Below are 18330 nucleotides of genomic sequence, written 5' to 3'. Positions count from 1 at the left end.
TATAAATAAACTAATTTCATAGTGAATGTAATATATTTGATATCAAATGTCTTACATAATAATATAAAATTTCACATTTTTTTATTATTCTATATATCTAAAAAGGGTATCGGAATATGAGTGATATGTAATGCTTGTAATAGGTGTGAATTATGTGATACCACCTATTGTAACAGCTAATATGTAAGTTGTTATCTTTCTTAAAAACATTATCTATCTAGCTTCGTGAAAAGCATTTTGATGGATTATTTTAATTTGATATAAAAAGAGGACGCATTATTATTTACGTCCTCTTTTTATTTTTATTTATTAGATAAGTTTAAGAAGAAACTTTTGTTTTAATTATGTCGATTCACGGATAATTAAGTTTGTAGGATATTCAATAATTTTACGTTTAATAGATTCATCTGTATTTATATATAGTAGTATCTCGTTAACGGTACGTTTACTCAGTTTAACAATTGGAATATCAATAGTACTAATTGTTGGGGTTGTAACTGTACAAATTAATTGATTATCATAACCACAAACAGCTAAGTCAGTTGGAATAGAATACCCTTTAATAGTAGCTCCTTTAATAACTCCAGCAGCAACTTGATCATTTCCTGTAAATAATGCAGTAGGTTTATCTTTTAATTTATCTAGCTTCTCAAAAATTCTAAACCCATCATTAATAGTAATTGCATCTCCAAATAGCCATTTTTTATTGAATGGTAATTGTTTTTCTTTTAAGGCATGCAGATAACCTTGTTGGCGTTTTAATTGTGCTTGACTATTAAGAGAATCAAAACAAAAGCCAATTTTTTTATGACCTTTACTTATTAAATGTTTAACAGCTTTGTATCCAGCTTCAAATTCATCGTAACAAATTATTGGAATAGGTGCATTTTCCTCATACTCATTACAAAGTATTATGGGCCCATATGCTAAATAATGCTCTATATTTTCCCAACTATTTTCTAGGGATGCGAGAATTACACCATCTACAGCCTTATTCTTTAGTAAGGAAAGTAATTCAAGTTCAATTTTTTTCTCATAAAAAGTCTGATAAATTAGCAATTTGTAATTATGCTTTAATAATTCTTTAGAAATTTCTCTAGCTAATTTTCCGAAAAAGGGATGATCTATATTTGGAATTGATAGTGCAATGGTTTGTGTCTTATTTATTCTAAGATTCCTAGCAATAGAACTAGGAGTATAGTTGAATTCTTGCATTACTTTTATTATTTTCTCACGTTTTTCTGAATTTACATAAGGATGATTATTTAGAACTCTTGAAACCGTAGCATTTGATACATTACATAATTTAGCTATTTCATTAATTGTTACCATAGAGAAACCCTCCGTAAAAAAAATGTTGACATGTAATCGATAACATAAAATATAGTCTACTCATGATTTTCAAAATAATTTCTTAGAGGTGATTTAACGTGAAAACTCTTACTACAATTTCTGGACATAGTAAAGACAATTTAGCTTTATTAAAGTGCCTACAGGGGGAAACAAAAGAAAAAGAATTTGAAATTAGTAATATATTACCGAATCACAGGATGAAAGAGAAATTATTTAGGGAAAATAAATTGAAAATAGATATTGATATAGACAAAGATATTTTCAATTATAGCAGAAAAAATATACAGAAAATAGAATTTATGCCAGTTAATCGGTTGATTTCTCAAGATGAGGTTGAAAAAATTATAGGAGTTTTAAAAGATGTTTTACCGACAGGCCAATTTACAAGTGGACCATTTTCAAAAAAACTAGAAGAAGTAATCGGAAGTTATTTAAATAAAAAGTTTGTAATTGCAACAAGTAGTGGTACAGATGCTCTTATGGTGTCATTGTTATCTATTGGTATCCAGCCGGGGGATGAAGTAATTATGCCAGCTAATAGTTTTGCTGCTACTGAAAATGCTGTGTTAGCGGTCGGAGCAAAACCTATATTTGTAGATATAGATCAGAAGAGTTATTGTATTGATCCGTCTAAAATCGAAGAAGCTATAACCCAAAAAACTAAATGCATTTTGCCTGTACATTTGTATGGTAAACAATGTGAAATGAAAAAAATTCGTGAAATCGCGGATATATATCAATTAAGAGTTATTGAAGATGCATGTCAAGCTATTGGTTCTTCAAATCTTGGAGAATATGGAGATATTATTGTTCTTAGTTTTAACCCATATAAGAATTTTGGTGTATGTGGTAAGGCTGGTGCAATAGTTACCGATAATGAAACTCTTGCAATACGTTGCAATCAATATAGTTATCATGGATTTGAAATTGATAAAAAAAATAAAAAGGTATTAGACTTTGGATTCAATTCTAAAATTGATAATTTGCAAGCAGCTATTGGTTTGGAAAGGATTAAGTATTTATCATACAACAATTTAAAAAGAGCGTATTTAGCTCAACGATATATTCGTGAGTTAAAGGATTTAGAGGATAGAGAATTAATAAAACTACCTATGATGACAGAAGATAATGTCTGGCACCTTTTTCCGATTAGAATTGAAAATGGAAGAAGAGACGAGTTGAAAAATAAATTGTACCAATTGTATAACATTGAAACAGATATTTATTATCCAGTATTATCTCATAAACAAAATACCAAGTGGGTAAAGGAAAATGATTTGCAGAATAATATGGTAAATACAGAGCAAGTTCATAAAGAAATATTACATCTACCTTTACATCCAAATATGATGTTAGAAGAGCAAAATTTCGTTTTGGAGGGATTATTCAATGTCAATAAGTAATGAAGTTTTAAAGTCTTTAAATTTTGAAAGACTACCACAGGTTAAAAACCCGAAATATGTAGTGTTCTGTGATTTTGATGAAACTTATTATCCTCATAACATGGATGATTCTAAAAGAAGCAATATGAAATTGTTAGAAAAGTATTTGTATGAACACGGAAGTAAAGGGAATATAGTAATTGGTTGGGTAACGGGAAGTAGTTTAGAATCAATTGTTGAAAAAATGAAAAAGGGTGGTATTCAGTATTTTCCTCATTTTGTGGCGAGTGGATTAGGTACAGAAATAACGTACTTTGAGAGTAATGGGACTACTATAGATGATCAAATTTGGGAAGACAGAATTATAGAGGGTGGATTTGATTCTTCGAAGATTGAAAGAATTATCAAATTGCTAGAAATAAAATATGAAATTTTTTTAAGACCTCAGACACAATTAGGAAGTTCTAAGTACAAATTTAATTTTTATTATGAAGAGCAAAATGAATTTATTGATGCAAAGAATTTAGAAAAGATAGAAGAAATCGGAGAAGTATTCCAAGTTGGAGTTAATATTAACAAATGTAATCCATTAGCTGGTGATCCAGAAAATTGCTATGATGTAGATTTTATTCCACTTGGAACAGGTAAAGATGAGATAGTGAAATTTATTTTAGACAAGTACGAACTAGATAAAACAAATGCAATAGCTTTTGGAGATAGTGGGAATGATTTAAGAATGCTACAAGCTGTAAGACATGGTTATTTAGTAGAAAATGCAACAGAAGAGGCTAAAAAAATACACTCAATGTTAGCTCAAGGTGAATACTCGATTGGAATTTTAAATACTCTAAAGCACATTATTAATTAAAAGGGGATGTTCATATAATGAATATTGGAATTATAGGTGCAGGAAGTATTGCAAGAGCTCATTCTAGAGCATTATCAACTGTTGATAATTGTAAATTAGTTGGAGTGTATGATGTTAATTATGAGAATGCCGATAAATTGATAGGGGATTTTGGTGGGAAGGTTTTTAATAGCTATGAAGAGTTACTAGAAGTAGTTGATGGGGTAATAATATCTTCCCCGAATTTTTGTCATAAATCTCAAGCAGTTCAAGCGTTATTAAAAAATAAGCATGTGTTATGTGAAAAGCCAATGGCTATTTCTTGTGAAGAAGCAAAATACATGATGGCAATAGCAAAAAATACTAATTTAGTAGCTTCAATGGGGTTTAACTATCGCTATCTATCTTATGTTAAGGCTTTAAAACAATTAATTCAAAATGAAGAATTAGGGGAAATAGTAGTGGTAAGGTTGCATTTTAAAAAGAATAGCGCTTTTAGGAGAACTTCGTTTACTTGGCGAGATGATTTTCAAAGTAATAGAACTAGTGGGGCCTTGGGAGATTTGGGAATTCATCTAATAGATTTACTATGGTTTTTATTTGAGAGTGATTTTAGAGAGGATACCGTTCGTACTAAAATTAAAACAAATGTTAAGGAAAAAGAAAGCAAACCAGTTTTTGTTGATGACTATGCTGAGGTTTATGGCCAATTGAAAAATAAGGTTTTTGTTAATATTACAACATCTAAAAGTTCATTTCTTGACGATTGTGGTTTTAGTATAGAGGTAATAGGTACGAAGAAAGAATATAAGTATTCTTCTAAAGAGCCAAATAAATATATACTCTTTGATGGATTGGAAAAACATGAAATCCCGTTACCATTACCTTTACTAGTCGATCCAGAAAACGAGATTTTTGAATGGTCTGATTCTTTTAGAAGTGAAATTATAGAATGGGCTAATGCTGCGGAAGGTGGACCAAATAAGTCTGTAGCAACATTTGAAGATGGATTTCGTTCACAAGTAATATTGGATATGTTTTTTGATAAAAGCAGTAGTAATAAAGAACGATCTGTAGCAACTATTTAGTTTTATGGTAAAAACAGGGGTTTAAAACTTTTACTTAAATCCCTGTTTTTATTTTGGATTGGAGTTGAGAAAAGATGCGGTTAATGTTTTATTATGGTTGCTTGTTTTATTTTATTGTAGGAATAATACATGTTTGTATAGGTAGTTTAATTCCTTCATTAATACAATATTATGGAAAAACTCCTGATCAATTAGGTGTTTTAATATTTTTTCAATTTACGGGTTTTTTATTTGGTGTTCTAAGTTCACCCATACTAGTAAGAAAGTATCATTATTTTAAAACAATAACATTAGGTGTTTTAGTAATGTCCATCGTCCTAGGAGGTTTTATATATATTAAAGAATGGGCATATTTAGCCGTTATTTGTTTTGTATTAGGCTATGGAGCAGGTTTGTTAGAAACTACGGTGGGTTCCTTTATTATTTCAGCAGAAAGGAATAGTGCTGCTAAATTTAGTATTCTCGAAGTATGGTTTGGGGTTGGGGCGCTAGGGTTTCCGTTACTAGTTAATTATATTACAAAATTTTATGAATGGTATTTTATTCCTTATGGGATATTACTATTCTTTATTTTTACACTATTTGTTTGGTACATGCTTGGACGTACAAAATTTCTAAATTTTTCTCCTCAAAATAATGAAAAGGGAGGAGCATCCCTTTCCTCATTCACTCTGAAATTTAAAAGTGAAAAGATTACAGTTATATTATTTATTTCACTTTTTGCATTCTTATATGCAGGCATAGAAACTAATCTTGCAAATTTTTTATCTACAATAATGCTTCTTACCAATAATGAATTAATCAGTTCAGTAAGTATATCTTGTTTTTGGCTAGCAATAGTTATAGGAAGAATACTTGTAAGTAAGCTAGCCCATAAATTTAATTATTGGACATACATTACATCTAGTTGCTTTACATTAGTAATTCTTTTATCTTTATTTCCCTTTGTTCGAGGTGCAGGTATGTACTTGTTTATCATCTTTATTATTGGTTTAGTTATAGCGGGTGTTTTTCCAATAACATTAATCTTAGCTTCCTATATTATGGAAAATAATATTGATCAAGTGACTAGTCTATTTATTGCATCGGCCAGTTTAGGGGGGGCATTAGTATCTTTCCTAATTAGCTGGAGTCTATCATTAAATACTATCACTGTTACTTTTGGGATATTTTCTCTTTTTGCATTGAGTCTAGGCTGTATTATTTTAAAAATGAGGAAAATTTCAACTTATAGTAATGAAAGTGCCAAAAAGGTAGAAAGTATGAAAAATTTATAGAAAAATTTTTTATAATATGAAAAAGGTAATTTTATGTGAAGTCTCTAAAAAAATTGATAAAGTTAAAAGTTCCGTATTTGGGCTTTGTTTTGTATATTGTAATGTGTAATATATACATCAGAGGTACTTCGAAAATAAAAATGATAAGCAACAGTGACTAGTTCTCAGGTGATTGAATATTATGACATGAATAGGCTACCTTGTTGTATATCTAATAAGGTAGTAAACAGCAAAGTTTCATAAATATTAAAAAATTATTTTGATTAGCATGTAAGATTAATCTAAGAGGGGTTTGTTATCGAATGGGGATAAAGATTAGTAAAAAGGATAAGATTGATATCTCTAAAAAATTAAAGTCTTTTTTAGCTGAACAGTATTCACTGAAATTGGGTGAATACATAAGCTATGAGTTACTTGAATTCATAATAAAGGAATTAAATCCACATTTTAATCAAGTTACTAGGGATAGGTTAGAAATGTTGTTAAAGAATATAGAAAAAGATATATACAGTTAATAGAATTTAAATAAAAATTGAAATAATAAGATATCATTTTAGATATCTTAATAGCCAGTAAGAATAGAATAAGTAATGCGTTACAAAACACTCATCCAAATGTATTGATTATAAAGGATGGGTGTTTTCTTCATATAGGATGTTATGAAAAACCTGTCGATGAAAGTCTACATTAAAGACTGTCACACATTTTTGTATGCTATATCATTTACTATAAATAAAACCTAATGATATATATGAACTAATTCCAAAGGAGAGTAGTTAATAAATGACAGAATTGAAATAAAATTAGAAAAAATACCTATATAATGGTAGAATATGGTTGGTTAACCTATGGCTGAATAATCAATAAATCTATTATTAAAGGGGGAATTAATTTGGGGAATAGGAAAAAAAGAATGAAAAATTATTTTCAAAGGTTAGTAGCTGTAAGTGTTTGTTTTTTGTTAGTTTTTCTGGGAAGCAATTATTCAAAAGCCAAAACCGTTGCACCTATAACATTAAATCCTAAAGATGTAGAAGCATTCACCAATAAAGTAATTCTAGAAAAAATGAAAAAAGAAAACGCAGCTGGTGTAGCTCTTGTCGTTGTAAAGGATAATCAAATTCTATTTCAAAAGGGGTTCGGATTTTCCGATAAAGAAAAGAATACTCCCATCGATCCTAAAAAAACAGTTTTTCGATTAGCGTCAATATCAAAAGTTTTTACTGCTAGTGCTGTCATGCAATTAGTTGAACAAGGGAAAATTGATTTAAATAAAGATATATTAAATTATATGGGGGGACTAAAGTACCAAAATAACATGGGTGAACCAGTTACAATGGAGCATTTACTTACCCATACAACAGGGTTTGATTACGTAGACCCTAGACCAGAGGACATCCATTATCAAGATAATGATTACACAATGCTTAAAGATTATGTAGAGGATAATATGCCCACAGTAGTGAGAAAGCCAGGAGATACATATACATATGATAATTTTGCTTCTATGCTTCAAGGGTATATTGTTCAAAATCTGACAAACACACCTTTTTACAAATATATGGCCAAAAATATTTTTTACCCTTTAGAAATGCATAATAGCAGTTTTGTTATGACTAATTTTATTAAAGAAAAGTTAGCAACAGGATATGATGCTAAAGGTAATGCCATCCCATTTTATCAAACAAGACCAACAGATATGCCACAAGGGAGTATGTTTTCTACAGGGAGTGATGTAGCCAATTTCATGATTGCTCAATTGAATGATGGTAAATTTAAAAATAACCAAATACTACAAAAAGAAACTGTAGAAGATATGCAAAAAACAAAATTTGCTTTACATCCCAAATACCCTAATATGACATACGGATTTGAGTTCTTTTCACCGCAAAGTCATAATGGGCAATATGTGTTTGGTAAAGGTGGAAATATACCAGGTTTTTCATCTTTAATGTGGTTAATTCCAGAGCATAAAATTGGAGTTTTTGTTGTTACAAATAAAGATAGTTCAGCACTACCTGTTGAAGTATTTGATGATTTTATGAATCAATATTTCCCAGAGAAAACAAAACCTGAATATTTAAACCCTAATGAAGAAGAATTAAAGAAATTTGAAGGGGTTTACCGAGATTTGAGATTAAAAAACCTAATGTCACATGTAAACATAAGTGAAGGAAAATTATATGTAAGTGATAAAGCATATGGTAAACAGGAGCTAAAACAAATAGACCCTTTACTATTTGAGGATGAAAAAGGGAATTATATGGCGTTTAAACTTCACAAAGATGGTACCGTGAAAGAAATGATACATTGGAACTCTGGTAGTTCAGCGGTGAAGCTAAGTGAGCCTGAGAGATTTAAAGACGTAGATGAAAATCATCCATATGCTAAGTTTATAAATCCTTTACATCAATACGAGGTATTACAAGCAAATAAGGAGGGGAATTTCACTCCAGAATCTTCTCTTACACGAGCAGAATTTGCATATTGGTTATCTCAAATTGCTTACTTTACGCCACCTTCAAAAAAAGAACCAGTGTTTTCTGATGTGAAAAATCATCCATATGCACCACATATTCAAAAGTTATATGAAATTGGTATTTTATATGAAAAAGAAGGGGAACAATTCCATCCAGACCGTGCAATTACTAGACAAGAAGCAGCATGGATTACCTGGCAGTATTTAAAAATGTTAGGAGCGCCATCTGCAGATGCAACATTAAAGGGAGAAACTGATGAATGGGCAATAGAATCCGTGAAAAACATTGTAGGTCATCGTTTAGTAGGGCCTGAGGTTATATATAATGAAGATGGATCAGCAGATTATCTATCAAAACAAAGTATGAAACGGCAAGAGGCAGCTGCATTATTATTTTACGTTTTATTATCTAGTTAATTTGTTTTGAGATAAATTTCACAAAGAGAGAAGATCTAAAGAGCTTGAAATAATACACAGAAAAAGAATAATCTTTGACCAATGATTATTCGTAACAAATAGAGGTGGCGGAGTTATAAGCATACTCCAAATCTTAAGTGTAGCTGTAATTAGAAGGATTTCATAAGTGTTTTGTAATGTAAGGAGCTCCTTTCAGGGGAGCTTTTTTTATATTATTATTAATAATTTCATGTACCGTTATTAATAATAATAATAATATAAAAACCTATAACAAGGGAATTCAGTCCAAGCCAGGTCACAGTAATACATTCGTTACCGCCTTTCTTTTTTTGAAGGAGATTTTAGTATTTTGAAATAGCGCAAACATTGCTATCAAGTTAAGATTATGCAAAGTCAATTTAAGACGAAATTGTTCTTTTTTCTAAAGGGAGAGTATATTGCTTTGACTATTGTAAATAATTTTGAGTCCGATAGATCTCTTATTCTTGGCGTAAAATTAAACCCCAATAAATGGGTAAATCCGAAAATCTATTTTGTGTAACCGACTGTGTCTGTATACAGCAATATGACTTTACTTGGTGTAATAGGTATGATAGGCTCGTTATTCAGAAAAGATTCCGATTGAGAAAAGCACATCCATAAAGGAGGATTGGTAATCATGAGTGATAAAGTACTTATTGTGGAAGATGAACGTGAAATTGCCGATTTGGTTGAGCTATACTTGAAAAACGAGAATTATACAGTTTTCAAATACTATACTGCTAAAGAAGCGTTGGAATGTATAGACAAGAATGCGATTGACCTTGCAATATTGGACATTATGCTTCCCGACGTAAGTGGTCTCACTATCTGTCAAAAAATAAGAGAAAAGCATACCTATCCAATTATCATGTTGACAGCGAAAGATACAGAAGTAGATAAAATTACTGGGCTAACAATTGGCGCGGATGATTATATTACAAAGCCTTTTCGTCCACTAGAGTTAATTGCGCGAGTCAAAGCGCAGTTACGCCGGTATAAAAAATACAATGGAGTAACGGCACAGAACGAGAATGTTATCGTCCACTCTGGTCTTGTTATTAATATAAGCACGCATGAGTGTTCTCTGAACGAGAAACCGTTATCTCTCACTCCCACCGAGTTTTCAATCCTGCGTATCCTCTGTGAAAACAAGGGAAATGTGGTTAGCTCTGAGCAGCTGTTTCATGAGATATGGGGTGACGAATATTTCAGCAAGAGTAATAACACTATCACCGTGCATATCCGACATCTGCGAGAAAAGATGAACGACACGGCTGATAATCCGAAGTATATAAAAACGGTATGGGGGATCGGCTATAAAATTGAAAAATAAAAATAAAAAAATCGATTATTCAAAATTAAAACGGAAACTCTACCAATATATCCTTACGATTGTCATGGCAGCAGTTGTATTTGTGCTGTTTTTACGTCTATTTATCCAAGGGACACTTGGGGAGTGGATCGTACGTTTTTTGGAAAACAGTTATCATTTAGAGCGTTGGGACGCAATGATAATATATCAGTATACTATACGGAACAATATAGAAATTTTTATTTATGTGGCGGTTGCCATTAGTATTCTTATTCTATGCCGAGTTATGCTTTTAAAATTTGTAAAATACTTTGAAGAGATAAATACCGGTATTGATATACTTATTCAGAACGAAGATAAACAAATTGAGCTTTCTGCGGAAATGGAGTTCATGGAACAGAAGCTCAACACGTTAAAGCGAACCCTTGAAAAGCGAGAGCATGATGCAAAGCTGGCCGAACAAAGAAAAAATGAAGTTGTTATGTACTTGGCACACGATATTAAAACGCCTCTTACATCAGTTATCGGTTATCTAATCCTGCTTGACGAGGCACCAGACATGCCAAGAGAGCAAAAGGCAAAATATGTGCGTATCACGTTAGAAAAAGCGTATCGCCTGGAACAGCTAATTGACGAGTTTTTTGAAATTACGCGATATAACCTTCAAACGATTACGCTCACGCACCAACATATAGATCTATATTATATGTTGGTGCAAATGACTGATGAATTTTATCCCCAGCTTGCCGCGAAGGGAAAACAGGTGGTACTCCATGCTTCTGAAGATTTGACCGTATTTGGTGACCCTGATAAGCTAGCGAGGGTCTTTAACAATATTTTGAAAAACGCCACTGCATACAGCAAGGACGACAGCGTTATTGACATTAAGGCGGGCCTATCCGAGGATGTGGTATCTATCGTTTTCGAGAACGCTGGATACATCCCAAAAGATAAACTCGCTAACATATTTGAAAAGTTTTACAGATTGGATGATGCCCGTTCTTCTGATACGGGCGGCGCGGGACTTGGATTGGCGATTGCAAAAGAAATCATTGTTCAGCATGGTGGACAGATTTACGCGGAAAGTAATGATAACTCTACGACATTCACGGTAGAGCTTCCAGCCTTTCAAGACTTGGTTGATAAAGAGTGTTCATAGAAAATAATCATTGTTTCTTAAGGAATTCTTAAGGTTATCTCTACTTTTTCTTAGGAAATTAACAATTTAATATTAAAAAATGGCTCGTTCTTATGCGGTAGACTTAAACCATAAGAACGAGCTTTTTTTATTTCGTCAAAGAAAGATATGATAACTTATGCGTGGATTAAAATAGCTCAAATGTTTAGAAAAAGAGTGACACAAATATTTCTTTTCCTTTTAACGAATTGTGTCAAATGAGCAATCTGCTGTTTTGGATGTACCTGAACACCACTGAACAGAGTATCCACATAGATATAGCTTCGCTTTGCAGAAAGTAATCGTTAAGAGTTACATATCCGAAATCTTCAGCGCTGAATCAGCGTGACATCATCATCAAGTCATTTACTTAAGGAGGAAGCTGAAAATGAAGAAGTAGTGTTTTTTATTGTTATTTTTCTTAGGTTTTGCTTTCATAAATAAAGCACTGTTTTTTCAGAATAAAGTAGAGGTACAAAAATATGATCAAAATCACAAAGATAACATAGATAATACAGGGACTACCTCAATTATTCAAAAGAAAGAGATTGTAAAAGAACAGTTCTATCAAGGGAATTTGCTCTTAATTAACAGTAAATAGCCTATTCGCTATGTCGGTTTGCCTCACAGTACGATTATGCAAAAAATGAATATAGCCTTGGAAGAATACCTGTATTATTTAAAAGAAGAAGAGAGTATTTCAGCAAGCATTGATGGAAAAAAATATACGATTTCATATTATCCCTTTTTTCAAAACAAGACAATTGACGTTGAAATACCAGTAAATGAATTTCGTGAAATATCTGGAAATAATATAGATGGGGTGATTGTGACCACCCGTGCTTGAATTATATTCTAAAATGACAAAGTTATAGATTACAATGTAAAGTTAGGAGATTTTAAATGCATTCAGGAGTTTTGATTAATTATTTATATACTTATTTTTTTACTATTATTTTTTGTATAGTGTTTCAAATTGGATTTTATTTTAAAACGAAAAAAAATATATCTATTCAACATTTTGTATGGGTGTATGTTTTTCTATTCTACCTTTCACTAGTGTATAAGGTAACGCAGATAGGGACTATATGGGACATAGGTAGATACGAAACATTAATTCGTGCAAATCAAATTAACTTGATTCCATTTGCTTCTGAAGGTATGACTACTTATGTCTTAAACATTTTACTGTTTATGCCATTAGGTTTTTTATTGCCGACTATTTGGCCGCAGTTTAGAACAATGAAAAGTGCTGCCTATGCTGGATTCGGTTTTTCATTGGCTATTGAGTTAGGTCAATTGCTAGATAATAGAATTACAGATATTGATGATTTATCTATGAATACCCTGGGAGCAATTATTGGGTATTTATTATATAGAGTATTATTCAAAATGATATATAAAAGAGATGAAAAAAAGATTGATAATAATATTTCTCTAGTAATAAAATACGAGGCTATTTTTTATTTAGTTTGCTCATTTATAGGTATGATGTTGATTTATTATCCAGTTTTATTTAGACGGCCTCTAATCCTTCAATAAGGTGATTAAGATACTGTCAGATAATATACATATAGCAAATTGATTCTTAAATAATAGGATATTACATATACCCATTTATATTAAATTCTCATAGAAATTTTTCAAAACTATTCTTACTGAAAGTTGAGTGGTTATTGAATTGATTTCTATTCCTCCCGTTTTATATCAAAGTACTAGCCTTTAATTAACAATTATATCCATTGTAAAAAAAAAAGATAGGCTTTAATATTTACCAGTATTTAAATGCCGAAAATTATTTAAGGCATTTCAACCAAAATTTAAGAGGAGCATACAATGAACAAACTAAAAAGGATATTGAAACGTAAAACGACTTGGATAATTCTTATCCTATTCGTATTTGTTTATGTAAATAACAGTTCTTTTTTTGCTAAGAGGGACGATGGAATTCCTCTTCTTCTTGCTCACCGAGGACTTTCGCAAACATTTAGCATGGAAGAGATTGAGAGTGATACATGTACAGCAGAACGTATAAATAAACCTGAACATTCTTATTTAGAAAATACAATTCCATCTATGGAAGCGGCATTTAAAGCTGGAGCTGATCTAGTAGAGTTTGATGTTCAACCAACTAAAGATAATAATTTTGTTATTTTTCATGACTGGACTCTTGATTGCCGTACTAATGGTAAAGGTGTTACAAGAGATTTTACAACAAAAGAATTACAAGCACTTGATATTGGTTACGGTTATACAGCTGATGGGGGTAAAACATTCCCGTTTCGTGGCAAAGGGATTAATCTTATGCCAACACTTGATGAAGTACTTACCCATTTTCCAGACCGTTCTTTTCTTATTCATATTAAAAGTGATGATGAAAATGAAGGAATTCAATTGGCTACTCACCTCAAGAAATTACCAGCGAAGCGCCTTGATCAACTAACTGTATATGGTGGCGATAAACCAATTGCTGCGATAAAAGAGCGCATCCCTAGTTTACGAACAATGTCAAAAGCGACCATGAAAAAAGATCTTATTACTTATATGGCATTAGGGTGGACTGGCTACATACCTTCAAGCCTGAAGCATGGAGAATTACATATACCAGACAAAGTGGCTCCTTGGCTTTGGGGATGGCCAAATCGTTTTCTTAATCGAATGGATAAAGCAAATACTCGAGTTATCATTGTAGGAGGAAATGGGTTTGGGTTTTCAAGTGGATTTGACTCATCTGAAGATATAAAACGCCTTCCTGAAGATTATACAGGTGGAATTTGGACAAATCGCATTGATAAAATAGCACCTGTATTTAAGAAATAAGGGATAATATAACAGTCGAAGTTTTTTCATCTGTTTAACCATTTATATTTTAAAAGAAGACTTATTAATAATTTTAAAGGTTTATATACCGAAAAACACCCCTGATTTCCTATGAATAATGGAAATCAGGGGTGTTTTTTGGATGAATGGAACTTATTTTATAAGATGGTTATCATTCAATAGCTGACATTACGACAAAGTTTTCTGTTAATTCTGGAACGATTAGAGCTTGGAAAATAAGCTATGAAGTGAATGGTGAAGACGGCCTAGAACAAGCACTTTCTTGGAAAAAGGAGATAAAGATAGATCTGAGCGTAGAGAGAAATTGTAATTAAAGTAAGATAGGACAAAGACTAGCATTGAGAAATAGAAAAGATGGAAGTAGCATAGGGGATTTACGCATAAAGTAAAATTGATGGTAATGTTAACGGAATTTTCATTTAAGTCAGATAAAAGGGTGGTGTTTTTAACTTATAATAATGTTAATACAATGAAAATACGGCTGCGAACTAGTTATTTTAAAAATCAAATTTAGATGGGAAGAGGATAATGAAGACCAGAGATCGTTATAAAATTATTGTAATTGGTGCTGGGACTGCAGGAATATCTTCTACTGCACATTTGTTACGAAATGTACCCCTATTGAAAGAAAGTATAGCAATTATTGATCCATCAAAAAAACATTATTTTCAACCACTATGGAGTTTAGTGGGGGGAGGAATTGTTTCAAAGGAAAGTACGATGCGTGATCAAGAATTGCTTATTCCAAAAGGTGCAACGTGGATTCCTAAAAGTGTCGTTAAGTTGTTTCCGGAAGAAAATAAGCTACTTTTAGATGATGGACTGCTGATTGAGTATGAAATACTTATTGTAGCAGCCGGTATACAAATAAATTGGGACGGCATTAAAGGCTTAAAGGAGTCTATTGGGACTAATGGGGTTTGTAGCAATTACTCTTATAAATATGTTGATTCTACTTGGAGAGAAATTGAAAAATTTAAAGGAGGAAATGCAGTTTTTACCCACCCAAACACTCCAATTAAATGCGGTGGTGCTCCACAAAAGATTATGTATTTAGCAGAAGAGTATTTTTCTAATAGCGGTGTAAGAAACAAAAGTGAAGTAATGTTTTATACGGCGAACGCTAATATATTTCAGGTTCCACGTTATGCTAATACATTAGAACAAGTACTAGAAAGAAAGCAAATTATAACGAATTATAATAAAAACTTAGTAGAAATTATTGCCGAAAAAAGAGAAGCAATTTTTGAAGATACGCAAACACTGAAAAGAGAAACTGTACCATACAGTATGATCCATGTTGTTCCACCAATGGGGCCACCTAATTTTATTAAAGAGAGTGAGATAAGTGATTCTCAGGGGTGGGTAGATATAAGCCCTTATACTTTGCAGCATGTACAGTATAAGAATATTTTCGGACTTGGAGATTGTACCAATTTACCCACCTCTAAAACTGGAGCGGCAATTCGAAAACAAATACCTGTCTTAAAACAAAATATTAAGGACGTACTTAACGGAAGAGACTTGCATGCTAAATATGATGGATATACATCCTGTCCGATTGTTACAGGTTATAAAAGTCTTATACTCGCTGAATTTAACTATGAACATGAGCCTCAAGAAACATTTCCGTTTAATCAAGCGAAAGAACGATATAGTATGTTTTTACTTAAAAGATATATGTTGCCCTATATGTATTGGAATTTTATGTTGAAAGGGATGCTATAGGAGAAGATAGAAAGCAGTTATACAAATGGAAAAGTAATTTGAAATAACTATTTGGAGGGAATAGCTATGCTTTTAAAATATTTTTATGATGAAAAATTAGCACATGCTTCCTATTTGGTCGGTTGTCAGAAGGAAGGCGTAGCAATTGTAATTGATCCAGGTCGTTATATAGAACAATATATAGAATTTGCTAAGAAAGAGGGAATGGAATTAATTGCTGTGGCTGAAACTCACATTCATGCAGATTTTCTTTCTGGGTCTAGAGAACTTTCTAATCTTTATCATGCAAAGTTATATGTATCTGATGAAGGAAATTGTGATTGGAAATATCAATATCTTAACGAAGGTCGATACAAATTGGTTAAAGAGGGCACAGAGTTTAAAATAGGTCATATAAAATTTAATGTAATTCACACTCCAGGGCATACGCCTGAAAGTATTTCTTTTTTAGTAACTGATACAAGTCAAAATAATTATACAAATGATAAGCCGATGGGAATATTCACAGGTGATTTTATATTTGTAGGAGATATAGGAAGACCTGATTTATTAGAAACTGCTGTAGGTATGAAAAATACTGCAAAAATAGGAGCGAAACAATTATTTAATTCTATACAAAAAATAAAAATACTCCCTGATTATTTGCAAATATGGCCATCACATGGTGCAGGAAGCGCATGTGGAAAAGCATTAGGAGCAATTCCAACTTCTACATTAGGTTATGAAAAGATGTTCAATTGGGCATTTCAGTGTAATGAAGAAAGTGATTTTGTATCGACTTTATTGACGGGACAGCCAGAGCCTCCAAAGTATTTTTCATTAATGAAGAATTTAAATAAGTCTGGTCCTCCAAATCGTAAGAAGAGAGATGTTATTGCTATTAAAACAGTAGAAAAACTTCAAGAAGTTATGACGAGCGTTCAGCAAATAGTTGATATAAGGGATGTAGAGAGTTTTGCTTCTGGTCACATTGAGAAATCAATTAACATACCTTATAACAATTCCTTTACAACTTGGTGTGGATGGTTACTAGATTATAAAACAGAAACTTTAATCATTCTAGATGAGGAAAAGGTTAGAGTGGAGGAAGTTATTAGAGACTTTGAATCTATTGGGCTAGATAATATTATTGCTTTTGTACCTGTAAAGGTAATACAAAGATTGAATAGATTAGAAAGTTACAAAGAAGACACATCAATCGAATTATATCCGCATATAAAAGGTGGAAGTGTTAAGTTAATCGACGTGCGTAGTAAAAAAGAGTGGGAGGAAGGACATCTTCATGATGCAATACATATCCCTTTAGGAAATCTATTTAAGCAGCTAGATTGTATACCAAAAGATTGCCCAATAGTTTTACAATGTCGAACCGGATTGCGTTCCGCTATAGCAGCTAGTATTTTACAAAGAGCAGGTATAAAGGAAGTAGTGAATTTAAAGGGAGGATTTCTTGCATGGCAAAAAGAAGAGCTTCCTTATAAAACATGTAATCGCAATGTGTAGGGAAATAAATTTTATTAATTTATCCGATAAGGAAAATTGCGGATTACATAGGAGTATATCTATATATAGGAGCAATAGATGATTTATTCTATAGACCTGAATTTATTCAGAATTATGCTGATGAGCAAATAGATTTAGTGTTATCAGGGCATGCTCATGGAGGGCAAGTTAGATTGCCATTTATCGGAGGTTTAGTTGCTCCAAATCAAGGGGTTCTCCCTACATATACAGCCGGTTTATATGAAAAACAAAATACGTCTATGGTAGTAAGTAGAGGACTAGGTAATAGTATCATTCCGCAAAGAATTTTCAATAGACCAGAACTTGTAGTCGTACAGTTAAATTGAACTGTACGATCTTTTGTATAGAAAAATAAGCCATATGTAATTTATACAAGTTAACATTACAATTTTGTTAAAAATTTTCTACGTTACATAAAGTAACAAAATTTGACCCGTAAAGTTTGTTATAGTGTAAATAATCAAAAAACTTAAAAATTAGTCGAGTGAAAAGTGTGATAAGGAATCTGTATAAAAACATAAAGGGGTGTACACATGCATAAAGAATATGAAATTGAAGAGTATACGGCGATTGAGGAACAAATACATTATTATTGTAAATGCTTATTAGTAAGTCATCCTGATCAAATTATAAAGTATTTAGAAAAAAGGTTAGAAAAATATGCAGAAACATTACAATATGCCCATTTATATCCCGACACAGTTATATTACCGTTACAGCAATTAGTTATCGAATATTCTTTAGATGTTGCTAGAATTAGGAAATATATGAATTTAAAAACGTAAAATAAAATATATAATTTAAATGAAACAGAGTCGACTTTAAGAAATGATATTCTAATGTCGACTCTGTTTCATTGTTTAAGATTGAAAATACATACTAAT

At 31.8% G+C, this 18330-nt stretch carries 14 protein-coding genes and 3 pseudogenes; 15 read left to right on the top strand and 2 right to left on the bottom strand.

What is annotated here, in order from left to right; all coding sequences use genetic code 11:
• Positions 1-342 precede the first annotated feature (342 nt).
• On the bottom strand, positions 343-1332 hold the full coding sequence (locus tag DN392_RS16925) for a LacI family DNA-binding transcriptional regulator (protein ID WP_000256376.1): 990 nt from the start codon (positions 1330-1332) through the stop codon (positions 343-345).
• 98 nt (positions 1333-1430) lie between these two features.
• Here DN392_RS16925 and DN392_RS16920 point away from each other — a divergent pair, with 98 nt between their 5' ends.
• The 6 genes from DN392_RS16920 (at position 1431) to DN392_RS16895 (ending at position 8843) form a co-directional block, all read left to right on the top strand.
• Positions 1431-2756 carry a DegT/DnrJ/EryC1/StrS aminotransferase family protein gene (locus tag DN392_RS16920; RefSeq protein ID WP_000855155.1) on the top strand — a complete coding sequence of 442 codons (1326 nt, stop codon included), beginning with the start codon at positions 1431-1433 and terminating at the stop codon, positions 2754-2756.
• Positions 2743-3603, top strand: coding sequence for an HAD-IIB family hydrolase (locus DN392_RS16915; RefSeq protein ID WP_000028126.1), 861 nt, complete (start codon positions 2743-2745; stop codon positions 3601-3603). The genes DN392_RS16920 and DN392_RS16915 overlap by 14 nt, the downstream gene beginning before the upstream one ends.
• Before the next feature lie 17 nt (positions 3604-3620).
• A complete protein-coding gene (locus DN392_RS16910) occupies positions 3621-4670 on the top strand; it encodes a Gfo/Idh/MocA family protein (protein ID WP_001020532.1) in 1050 nt (349 codons plus the stop codon).
• 74 nt (positions 4671-4744) lie between these two features.
• Positions 4745-5947 (top strand): MFS transporter, encoded by a 1203-nt coding sequence (locus DN392_RS16905; RefSeq protein ID WP_001238649.1) that lies wholly within the window; start codon positions 4745-4747, stop codon positions 5945-5947.
• Between the two features lie 302 nt (positions 5948-6249).
• Entirely contained in the window at positions 6250-6462 is a 213-nt protein-coding gene (locus DN392_RS16900) for a DUF2164 family protein (protein WP_000511538.1), read from the top strand.
• A gap of 398 nt (positions 6463-6860) precedes the next feature.
• Positions 6861-8843 carry a serine hydrolase domain-containing protein gene (locus tag DN392_RS16895; RefSeq protein WP_088321600.1) on the top strand — a complete coding sequence of 661 codons (1983 nt, stop codon included), beginning with the start codon at positions 6861-6863 and terminating at the stop codon, positions 8841-8843.
• Positions 8844-9269: 426 nt separating this feature from the next.
• Here the strand turns inward: DN392_RS16895 and DN392_RS31245 are convergent.
• Positions 9270-9401, bottom strand: a pseudogene (locus DN392_RS31245) (Tn3 family transposase); the annotation flags it as partial.
• Positions 9402-9501: 100 nt separating this feature from the next.
• Here DN392_RS31245 and vanR-A point away from each other — a divergent pair.
• The 9 genes and pseudogenes from vanR-A to DN392_RS16840 all read left to right on the top strand — a co-directional run bounded on the left by vanR-A (position 9502) and on the right by DN392_RS16840 (position 18231).
• Positions 9502-10197 (top strand): vancomycin resistance response regulator transcription factor VanR-A, encoded by a 696-nt coding sequence (gene vanR-A, locus DN392_RS16885; protein ID WP_048561049.1) that lies wholly within the window; start codon positions 9502-9504, stop codon positions 10195-10197.
• Entirely contained in the window at positions 10181-11335 is a 1155-nt protein-coding gene (gene vanS / locus DN392_RS16880; protein WP_061672042.1) for a vancomycin resistance histidine kinase VanS, read from the top strand. The genes vanR-A and vanS overlap by 17 nt, the downstream gene beginning before the upstream one ends.
• A 622-nt stretch (positions 11336-11957) precedes the next feature.
• A pseudogene (locus DN392_RS31240) lies at positions 11958-12200 on the top strand (D-Ala-D-Ala carboxypeptidase VanY); the annotation flags it as partial.
• Between the two features lie 56 nt (positions 12201-12256).
• Positions 12257-12895, top strand: a complete 639-nt coding sequence (locus DN392_RS16870; RefSeq protein WP_048561045.1) for a VanZ family protein — start codon at positions 12257-12259, stop codon at positions 12893-12895.
• 294 nt (positions 12896-13189) lie between these two features.
• Positions 13190-14173: a glycerophosphodiester phosphodiesterase family protein gene (locus DN392_RS16865; RefSeq protein WP_088058022.1), complete on the top strand. Its 984-nt coding sequence runs from the start codon at positions 13190-13192 to the stop codon at positions 14171-14173.
• 549 nt (positions 14174-14722) lie between these two features.
• Positions 14723-15922, top strand: coding sequence for an FAD/NAD(P)-binding oxidoreductase (locus DN392_RS16855; RefSeq protein ID WP_088321589.1), 1200 nt, complete (start codon positions 14723-14725; stop codon positions 15920-15922).
• 66 nt (positions 15923-15988) lie between these two features.
• Positions 15989-17425: an MBL fold metallo-hydrolase gene (locus tag DN392_RS16850; RefSeq protein WP_000925294.1), complete on the top strand. Its 1437-nt coding sequence runs from the start codon at positions 15989-15991 to the stop codon at positions 17423-17425.
• An 83-nt stretch (positions 17426-17508) separates the two neighbouring features.
• Positions 17509-17772: pseudogene (locus DN392_RS16845) on the top strand (metallophosphoesterase); the annotation flags it as partial.
• Positions 17773-17979: 207 nt separating this feature from the next.
• Positions 17980-18231 carry a hypothetical protein gene (locus DN392_RS16840; RefSeq protein WP_000548621.1) on the top strand — a complete coding sequence of 84 codons (252 nt, stop codon included), beginning with the start codon at positions 17980-17982 and terminating at the stop codon, positions 18229-18231.
• The last annotated feature ends 99 nt before the right edge of the window (positions 18232-18330 follow it).

This window comes from Bacillus sp. BB51/4, assembly GCF_008368845.1.
Taxonomy (GTDB): Bacteria; Bacillota; Bacilli; order Bacillales; family Bacillaceae_G; genus Bacillus_A; species Bacillus_A wiedmannii.
The sequence above is the reverse complement of the archived record's forward strand: the minus strand, read 5'-3'. Positions and strand labels throughout refer to the sequence as shown.